2 protein-coding genes are annotated in these 1,962 nt (G+C 50.5%); both read right to left on the bottom strand.

Features of this window, described 5'->3' with window-relative positions:
• Positions 1-241, bottom strand: a 241-nt coding sequence (locus B1526_RS08775; protein WP_133088557.1) for a hypothetical protein, incomplete at its 3' end; no start/stop codon positions are given.
• Positions 242-300: 59 nt separating this feature from the next.
• Positions 301-1,614 carry a hypothetical protein gene (locus B1526_RS08770; protein ID WP_133088555.1) on the bottom strand — a complete coding sequence of 438 codons (1,314 nt, stop codon included), beginning with the start codon at positions 1,612-1,614 and terminating at the stop codon, positions 301-303.
• Positions 1,615-1,962 lie beyond the last annotated feature (348 nt).

The raw sequence follows: 1,962 nt of genomic DNA, 5'->3' as shown, positions 1-1,962 counted from the left end.
CGAAGGTGGCGACATTGTCGCGAATGGAATCCGCCGCATTGGACAATTCATCAAGCACCGCAGTAGGAGCCGCGCATTCGGCGAAAGCGTTTTGAATCTGATCATTCAGGAATCCATTGGAATATCCCATCTCTTGAAGTTTGTTGTCGAGCGCCGTCCGCTGCGTGTCAGAGGTGCTTTCCAGCTGCTCCGCCTGTTCGGCAAGGCTCTGAGGCGCGCCGTAGTCGGATCCTGTCGTCATGTCGATCCTTTCCTCTCTCTTACTTCGTGTCAGTTTGTGATATTAGATTGGCTGCAGATTCAGTATGTCGACAAAGCATATGCCATTACAAGACGCATATTCTTGCAATATGAAGGAATCTGCTCCATGATGTTGAGCTGCGGCATGGAGTTCGGAATCAGATCTTCCTCGAGTGGATACAATGTCCCTTCAATAGGTCCAACGATGAGTTCTCGCAGATCTTCGGCAAGTCGCATGGGGTCGACAGCCGCGGCCCAAATCCGCGCATCGGGGATGCGGTTATTCGCCTGCTGGATGCAAGCTTCACGTTGCTGCTGAAGCAGGTGAGCCCGATCGGCATATTGGGCTTCCAGCTGTCCCTGCGCCTGCGCCTTCGCTGCCTCCCATTGTTCCATTCGGCGCCGATTCTCCGCTTGGACCGCTTGGTACTGTCGTTCATAGTTAGCTTTGCGATTATTGTTTTCTTCTATGATTTGCTGGCGCTGCTGCAATTCTGCCTCATATTCCCGCTGAACGTTCCCGTTCTTTTTCCCCGTCAGGAACCCGGCTGTCATCACGCCCGCGATAGGGTTGATGGCGGTAACGGCCGCAGCGGCAATAATCCCCTTTTTACTCCTCTTTCGCTGCGCTGGCGGCACCGGTTCGTCCGGCACCTGCATATACTGAGGAGCCGGGGGCATCGGCAGCATGTTCGGTTCGGGGACATACACCGTGTTAGCCGTTGCCACAGGAGAGGCGGGAATCCTTTTTCGCTGAATCATCTCTTGAGACAGCGTTTCCAGATCCTGTTGTCGCGCTCCGATCATCAGCCAAGTGAGATAGGTACAATTCTGTGCGGTGTTCTTCGCAGTTTCGCACCACGCCATCCAAGCCCTCCCCTTGGGCTCGCTACGGTAATCAGAAAGATTTTTCTGAATGCTGGTATTGTGCATGGCTTGCAATTGCTGGCTTATCTCCTGCAATGTGCCGCTCATCTGCTGGCTGACCTGCAGGGTCCTCTCCGCCAGCGTAATCATTGCTTGTCCCTGATGCTCGAGGGTTGCCAGACGCTCATCAATATCGTAACCCAATTGCTTGAGCGCTCGATTGTTGGCGCGCTCCTGATCGATAATGGATGACAGCATTACATTACCGTTTTCGATCAGTTTATTGGTTTTAACTGTTTCTTTGAACTGTTGGTATGTATACACCGTATTCACGGCTGTAAGCATGTTGTTGACTCCAACCGCGGCAGTGGTGCGATTCTGAGCCGCAGTCATGTCTGAGAAGCCTTTATTGATTGCCTCTGTCTGCTCGCTTATCATCTCAGCAGAAATGCTGCTGCCGCCATACACGGTAGCATTTGCGGTGGCGCTTACGTACACATCACCCATTCTCATCACCTAACCCAATCGTCTTTGTGATACATAGACATTGTCCACCCTGTTTCGTAGTTCTGTCAAATTGGTATATGCCAACATTTCAAATAAGGTTCCCCTTGCGTCAAAAAATGAAACGCGTGTAACAAAAGCCGGATATCCGCTCTAAAGCTCATCAAAAGTCGCTGTTTTCAAAGATGGAATCATATTGATACATTACAATAAATTTCAAATTAATTTATAAAACAGTGAAAGCGGAAAACGTGGCTGTAAGCAAATTTAACTTATATATCTCGTTTTATTATAAAGAACACTCTGCGAATCGACCGCCCGCACTGAACCGTCCGGCTGCGGCCAGACCAC

The sequence above is a fragment of the Bifidobacterium criceti genome (assembly GCF_002286935.1).
Lineage (GTDB): Bacteria > Actinomycetota > Actinomycetes > Actinomycetales > Bifidobacteriaceae > Bifidobacterium > Bifidobacterium criceti.
Note: the sequence above shows the minus strand (reverse complement) of the source record. Positions and strands in the feature narration are given on the sequence as shown.

Coding starts and splice junctions, on each gene's coding strand:
- B1526_RS08770 (WP_133088555.1), bottom strand. CDS start 1,614: ATGGGTGATGTGTACGTAAGCGCCACCGCAAATGCTACCGTGTATGGC.